6 protein-coding genes and 2 pseudogenes are annotated in these 6,643 nt (G+C 72.0%); 4 read left to right on the top strand and 4 right to left on the bottom strand.

What is annotated here, in order from left to right; genetic code table 11:
* Positions 1–147: 147 nt before the first annotated feature.
* On the bottom strand, positions 148–930 hold the full coding sequence (locus tag E4P40_RS25395; protein WP_209305513.1) for an isocitrate lyase/phosphoenolpyruvate mutase family protein: 783 nt from the start codon (positions 928–930) through the stop codon (positions 148–150).
* Between the two features lie 352 nt (positions 931–1,282).
* Between E4P40_RS25395 and bfr (E4P40_RS25385) the strand changes: the two genes are divergently transcribed.
* Positions 1,283–1,765: a bacterioferritin gene (gene bfr / locus E4P40_RS25385; protein ID WP_135161104.1), complete on the top strand. Its 483-nt coding sequence runs from the start codon at positions 1,283–1,285 to the stop codon at positions 1,763–1,765.
* 58 nt (positions 1,766–1,823) lie between these two features.
* On the opposite strand, the gene E4P40_RS25380 is transcribed toward bfr (E4P40_RS25385), so the two are convergent.
* Entirely contained in the window at positions 1,824–2,768 is a 945-nt protein-coding gene (locus E4P40_RS25380; RefSeq protein ID WP_245160577.1) for an iron-siderophore ABC transporter substrate-binding protein, read from the bottom strand.
* Between the two features lie 143 nt (positions 2,769–2,911).
* Here E4P40_RS25380 and E4P40_RS29200 point away from each other — a divergent pair.
* Positions 2,912–3,478 (top strand): annotated as a pseudogene (locus tag E4P40_RS29200) (siderophore-interacting protein); the annotation flags it as partial.
* Between the two features lie 98 nt (positions 3,479–3,576).
* Here the strand turns inward: E4P40_RS29200 and E4P40_RS29195 are convergent.
* A pseudogene (locus E4P40_RS29195) lies at positions 3,577–3,732 on the bottom strand (siderophore-interacting protein); the annotation flags it as partial.
* A gap of 143 nt (positions 3,733–3,875) precedes the next feature.
* Here E4P40_RS29195 and E4P40_RS25370 point away from each other — a divergent pair.
* Positions 3,876–4,820, top strand: a complete 945-nt coding sequence (locus tag E4P40_RS25370) for an iron-siderophore ABC transporter substrate-binding protein (protein ID WP_245160577.1) — start codon at positions 3,876–3,878, stop codon at positions 4,818–4,820.
* 58 nt (positions 4,821–4,878) lie between these two features.
* Here E4P40_RS25370 and bfr (E4P40_RS25365) read toward each other — a convergent pair whose 3' ends face one another.
* On the bottom strand, positions 4,879–5,361 hold the full coding sequence (gene bfr, locus E4P40_RS25365; RefSeq protein WP_135161104.1) for a bacterioferritin: 483 nt from the start codon (positions 5,359–5,361) through the stop codon (positions 4,879–4,881).
* A 352-nt stretch (positions 5,362–5,713) separates the two neighbouring features.
* Here bfr (E4P40_RS25365) and E4P40_RS25355 point away from each other — a divergent pair, with 352 nt between their 5' ends.
* Entirely contained in the window at positions 5,714–6,496 is a 783-nt protein-coding gene (locus E4P40_RS25355) for an isocitrate lyase/phosphoenolpyruvate mutase family protein (RefSeq protein WP_209305513.1), read from the top strand.
* Positions 6,497–6,643: the final 147 nt, after the last annotated feature.

The raw sequence follows: 6,643 nt of genomic DNA, 5'->3' as shown, positions 1-6,643 counted from the left end.
GGCGGCCATCAGGGAGCACGCGACGACCACCCGGCCGCCCGGGGCGAGGACCAGGACGCCGTGTCCGCAGCCCGCCTCCAGCTCACGGTGGCCCCGTCCAGAGGCTCGCCCCGAGTTTGCGAGGGGTGAGGAGGACGGGGTCCCTTCTCAGTTCAGGCTGCGGATGCCCGCGGGCAGGGTGCCACCGGCGAGGAGGCCCGTCGTGGCGTCCTGAAGGGCGGTCAGGGCGGCGCGCTGGGTGAAGGGCCCGGTGGACACGCGGGCGACGCCCAGGTCCTGCAGCTCGCGCACGGGCAGCCCGTGCTTCGGGACGGCGATGACGCTGAGCCGCTGCGGGCCGAACGCGTCGACCAGGGCGGTGATCTCCTCCCGCATGACCGCGCCGGGCACGAACACCACCGGCGCGCCCGCGTCGAGGAACGCCCGGCCGCGGACGATCGCCTGCTCCACCAGCTTGTCCCGGTCGGCGTCCCGCGGGGCGCCGACGAACGCGTCGGTGCGCGCGTTGAGGACGAAGTCGATCCCCGCGTCGCGCCCGGCGGCGAGCACCGCCTCCACGGCGGCGAGCGCCTCGTCCAGCGGCTTGTTCTGGTCCTCGAGGTTGCCACCGACCACGCCGCGCCCGATCGCCCGCCGGGCCGTCTCCCCCGGGTCGCCGTACCCGGCCTCGAAGTCCATGGTCACCGGCAGGTCGACCGCCTCGACGATCCGCCCGACCATGTCGAGGTGGAGGTCGAGCGGGATGTTCTCGCCGTCCTCGTAGCCGAAGGCGGCCGCGATCGAGTGGCTGGCGGTCGCCAGCGCCCGGACGCCGTCGGTCCCGGCGACCACCTTGGCGGAGACGACGTCCCACACGTTGGCCAGGACGAGGATCTCCGGAGCGGTGTGCAGGTCCATCAGGGTGCGGGCGCGGGCGGCGAGGTCGGGCACGGACCGAACGTAGGACACCGCAGTGACCAGCGCACTTGACGCCGAGGACTTAGGTCAGGCTAACCTGCATCCAGCGCCCAGGGTCGACCCTCTGGGAGGAGAACCCTGTTCGCGACCGGTGAGGCGGCTGTCATGTACGTGTGTCACTGCAACGTGGTGACCGACCGCGACATCCTCGAATCCATCGCCAACGGCGCCCGCTGCGTGGCCGACGTCGCCCGGGACACCGGTGCCGGCCGTACCTGCGGGAACTGCATCAGCTCCCTCCGCGACCTCGTGTGTCAGCATTGCCCGGTCCGTGCCGAGCGCCGTACCGACGACTATGCGGCCGAGCGAGAACTGGGAGTGGCTGGTGCAGCCCGTTAGCCCCCGTGTGGTCGAACTCCTCAACGATGCGCTCACCTTCGAGCTCACCGTCACCAACACCTACTTCCTGAACGCCCGCATGCTCGACGCCTGGGGGCTCCCCAAGCTCGGCAAGGTCTTCTACGACCTCTCGATCGACGAGATGCGCGACGCGGACGACCTCATCCAGCGGGTCCTCCTCTTCGACGGTCACCCCAACGTGCAGCGCCTGGGGTCGATCCGGGTCGGCGAGACCGCCGAGGAGATGCTCGTGCTGGCCCTCGACAGCGAGAAGGCGGCCGTCGCGCAGTTCAACGCGGCGGCCAAGGAGTGCCACGACCTCGGGGACCACGGCAGCGCCGCGGTGTTCGAGGAGATGGTCCGCGACGAGGAGAAGCACGCGGACTGGTTCGAGGCCCAGCTCGGGGCCATCGAGCGGGTCGGCCTGCCGCAGTACCTGGCCGCTCAGATCTCGACCGAGACCCCCTGACGGCTCCGCGCCGCACACCGAGGGCCGCTTCCCGAACCGGGAGGCGGCCCTCGGTGCGTCAGCCCAGCCGGTCGGCGAGGTCCTCGATCATCAGGTTCGCAGCCGTGAGCCCGATGCCGGTGAAGAACACGTCGTCCTCCACCGCCAGCGCCCGGTCCTCCTGCACGGCGCGCAGACGGGGCCAGAGCGGGCCGGCGAGGGCCGCGGCCTCCCCCGAGTCGTCGGCGGGGCCGTACGAGGAGTACAGGACGATGTCGGCGTCGACCTGCGTCAGCTCCTCGGCACTCAGCTCGGCGAACGTCGGCACCTCGTCGGTCGGCAGTTCCAGCTGCTCGAGACCGGCGTCGGCCAGCACGGTCCCGATGAAGGACGCCCGCGTGTAGACGCGGATCGTCCCCTCGACGATGCGCACCGCGCTCACGGTCGTGCCGGCGGCGTCCAGCGACTCCCCCAGCTCGACTGCCGCCCGCTGGTACTCGTCCACGGCCTGCTCCGCCTGCTCCTCGCGTCCGAGGGCCTCGGCGGCCAGCAGCAGGTTCTCCTCCCACACGGCGCCCACCCGCTCGGCGAACACCGTCGGCGCGATCCGCGACAGCTCGTCGTAGAGGTCCTCGTGCCGCACCTTGTTCGACAGGATCAGATCCGGCTCCAGGGCGGCGATTGCCTCGAGGTCCGGTTCGCCGATCGTCCCGACCCGCTCGACGTCCGCGGCCCCTTCGGCGAGGTAGCTCAGGAAGCCGGTCGACACGTCCGTGGTCACCCCGCCGACGGGGGTGACGCCCAGGGACAGCGCCGAGTCCAGCTCCCCGGTGTCGAGGACGACGACGCGCTCGGGCTCCGCGGGGATCTCCGTCTCCCCCATGGCGTGCTGCACGGTGCGGGGGAACAGCGCGTCGGCCGCAACGGTCGGCTCGACGCCGGGGTCCGCCTCCGACGTGCTGCCGCAGGCCGTCAGGACGAGGGCGGCGACGACACCGACCGCTCCGAGGACGTGGCTCTTCACTGGTCTCCTTCTCATGTGGCCACCGCCCACCCGTGGTCGGCGGCTGGATGCACATCGCGACCCTGTGCAACACTGGTTGCGAGCCAGGGAAGGCTAACCTAACCGCAGGTTCGACCGACCGGCCGCCGACCAGATGAGGGCGCATGACCGTCGAGACGCTGCAGGTGCCGACCTACCGCCCGTTCGCCGTCCGGGTGGCGCGCGTCCAGCGGCTGAGTCCCAGCTTCCTGCGGATCACCTTCACCGGCGACGAGCTCGCCGAGTGCGCTCCCAACGGCTGGGACCAGCGGATCAAGGTGCTCCTGCCGATCCCGGGACGCGGGATGGCGGACTGCCCGGCCGGCGCGGACTGGTACGGCGAGTGGCGCGCCCTGCCGGAGGAGCGACGCAACCCCATCCGCACCTACACCGTGCGGGACTGGCGACCGGGTCTGCGCGAGATGGACGTCGACTTCGTCCTGCACGGCGCGACCGGCCCCGCGTCGGCGTGGGCGGAACGGGTCGCGCTGGGCGACGAGGTGGCCCTGATCGCGCCCAACGCCCGGTTCCCGGGCCCCACCGGCGGCTACGAGTGGCACCCGCCGGCCGACGCCTCGTGCCTGCTCGTCGCCGGCGACGAGACCGCCGTCCCCGCCGTCTGCGCCATCGTCGAGTCGCTGCCGGTAGGACGGCGGGCGCGCATCATGCTGGAGGTGCCCACGGCCGGCGACGTGCTACCCCTCGCCGCACCCGCCGGGGTCGAGGTCACCTGGCTCCCCCGCTGGCCGGCCGGGCAGTCCGCCATCCCGCGTCCCGGGATCGGCAGGAGCACCTTGATCCGCTGGTCCCAGCCGTTGGGAGCGCACTCGGCGAGCTCGTCGCCGGTGAAGGTGATCCGCAGGAAGCTGGGACTCAGCCGCTGGACGCGCGCCACCCGGACGGCGAACGGGCGGTAGGTCGGCACCTGCAGCGTCTCGACGGTCATGCGCCCTCATCTGGTCGGCGGCCGGTCGGTCGAACCTGCGGTTAGGTTAGCCTTCCCTGGCTCGCAACCAGTGTTGCACAGGGTCGCGATGTGCATCCAGCCGCCGACCACGGGTGGGCGGTGGCCACATGAGAAGGAGACCAGTGAAGAGCCACGTCCTCGGAGCGGTCGGTGTCGTCGCCGCCCTCGTCCTGACGGCCTGCGGCAGCACGTCGGAGGCGGACCCCGGCGTCGAGCCGACCGTTGCGGCCGACGCGCTGTTCCCCCGCACCGTGCAGCACGCCATGGGGGAGACGGAGATCCCCGCGGAGCCCGAGCGCGTCGTCGTCCTCGACACCGGGGAGCTGGACTCGGCGCTGTCCCTGGGCGTCACCCCCGTCGGCGGGGTGACCACGGACGTGTCGACCGGCTTCCTGAGCTACCTCGCCGAAGGGGCCGCGGACGTCGAGCGGGTCGGGACGATCGGCGAACCGGACCTCGAGGCAATCGCCGCCCTGGAGCCGGATCTGATCCTGTCGAACAAGGTGCGGCACGAGGACCTCTACGACGAGCTGTCGCGGATCGCGCCGACGGTGTTCGCCGAGCGGGTGGGCGCCGTGTGGGAGGAGAACCTGCTGCTGGCCGCCGAGGCCCTCGGACGCGAGGAGCAGGCGGAGCAGGCCGTGGACGAGTACCAGCGGGCGGCAGTCGAGCTGGGGGAGTCGCTGGACGCCGCCGGCACGACCGTGAGCGCGGTGCGCATCGTCGAGGGGACGATCCGCGTCTACACGCGGGCGTCCTTCATCGGGACCGTGCTGGCCGACGCCGGTCTCGAGCAGCTGGAACTGCCGACCGACGAGGTGCCGACGTTCGCCGAGCTGAGTGCCGAGGAGCTGACGCAGGTCGACGCCGACATCGTCCTGTACTCCTCGTACGGCCCCGCCGACGACTCGGGGGAGGCCGCGGCCCTCGCCGGCCCGCTCTGGCCCCGTCTGCGCGCCGTGCAGGAGGACCGGGCGCTGGCGGTGGAGGACGACGTGTTCTTCACCGGCATCGGGCTCACGGCTGCGAACCTGATGATCGAGGACCTCGCCGACCGGCTGGGCTGACGCACCGAGGGCCGCCTCCCGGTTCGGGAAGCGGCCCTCGGTGTGCGGCGCGGAGCCGTCAGGGGGTCTCGGTCGAGATCTGAGCGGCCAGGTACTGCGGCAGGCCGACCCGCTCGATGGCCCCGAGCTGGGCCTCGAACCAGTCCGCGTGCTTCTCCTCGTCGCGGACCATCTCCTCGAACACCGCGGCGCTGCCGTGGTCCCCGAGGTCGTGGCACTCCTTGGCCGCCGCGTTGAACTGCGCGACGGCCGCCTTCTCGCTGTCGAGGGCCAGCACGAGCATCTCCTCGGCGGTCTCGCCGACCCGGATCGACCCCAGGCGCTGCACGTTGGGGTGACCGTCGAAGAGGAGGACCCGCTGGATGAGGTCGTCCGCGTCGCGCATCTCGTCGATCGAGAGGTCGTAGAAGACCTTGCCGAGCTTGGGGAGCCCCCAGGCGTCGAGCATGCGGGCGTTCAGGAAGTAGGTGTTGGTGACGGTGAGCTCGAAGGTGAGCGCATCGTTGAGGAGTTCGACCACACGGGGGCTAACGGGCTGCACCAGCCACTCCCAGTTCTCGCTCGGCCGCATAGTCGTCGGTACGGCGCTCGGCACGGACCGGGCAATGCTGACACACGAGGTCGCGGAGGGAGCTGATGCAGTTCCCGCAGGTACGGCCGGCACCGGTGTCCCGGGCGACGTCGGCCACGCAGCGGGCGCCGTTGGCGATGGATTCGAGGATGTCGCGGTCGGTCACCACGTTGCAGTGACACACGTACATGACAGCCGCCTCACCGGTCGCGAACAGGGTTCTCCTCCCAGAGGGTCGACCCTGGGCGCTGGATGCAGGTTAGCCTGACCTAAGTCCTCGGCGTCAAGTGCGCTGGTCACTGCGGTGTCCTACGTTCGGTCCGTGCCCGACCTCGCCGCCCGCGCCCGCACCCTGATGGACCTGCACACCGCTCCGGAGATCCTCGTCCTGGCCAACGTGTGGGACGTCGTCTCCGCCAAGGTGGTCGCCGGGACCGACGGCGTCCGGGCGCTGGCGACCGCCAGCCACTCGATCGCGGCCGCCTTCGGCTACGAGGACGGCGAGAACATCCCGCTCGACCTCCACCTCGACATGGTCGGGCGGATCGTCGAGGCGGTCGACCTGCCGGTGACCATGGACTTCGAGGCCGGGTACGGCGACCCGGGGGAGACGGCCCGGCGGGCGATCGGGCGCGGCGTGGTCGGTGGCAACCTCGAGGACCAGAACAAGCCGCTGGACGAGGCGCTCGCCGCCGTGGAGGCGGTGCTCGCCGCCGGGCGCGACGCGGGGATCGACTTCGTCCTCAACGCGCGCACCGACGCGTTCGTCGGCGCCCCGCGGGACGCCGACCGGGACAAGCTGGTGGAGCAGGCGATCGTCCGCGGCCGGGCGTTCCTCGACGCGGGCGCGCCGGTGGTGTTCGTGCCCGGCGCGGTCATGCGGGAGGAGATCACCGCCCTGGTCGACGCGTTCGGCCCGCAGCGGCTCAGCGTCATCGCCGTCCCGAAGCACGGGCTGCCCGTGCGCGAGCTGCAGGACCTGGGCGTCGCCCGCGTGTCCACCGGGCCCTTCACCCAGCGCGCCGCCCTGACCGCCCTTCAGGACGCCACGACGGGCCTCCTCGCCGGTGGCACCCTGCCCGCGGGCATCCGCAGCCTGAACTGAGAAGGGACCCCGTCCTCCTCACCCCTCGCAAACTCGGGGCGAGCCTCTGGACGGGGCCACCGTGAGCTGGAGGCGGGCTGCGGACACGGCGTCCTGGTCCTCGCCCCGGGCGGCCGGGTGGTCGTCGCGTGCTCCCTGATGGCCGCC

The organism is Blastococcus sp. CT_GayMR20 (genome assembly GCF_004570345.1).
Note: the sequence above shows the minus strand (reverse complement) of the source record. Positions and strands in the feature narration are given on the sequence as shown.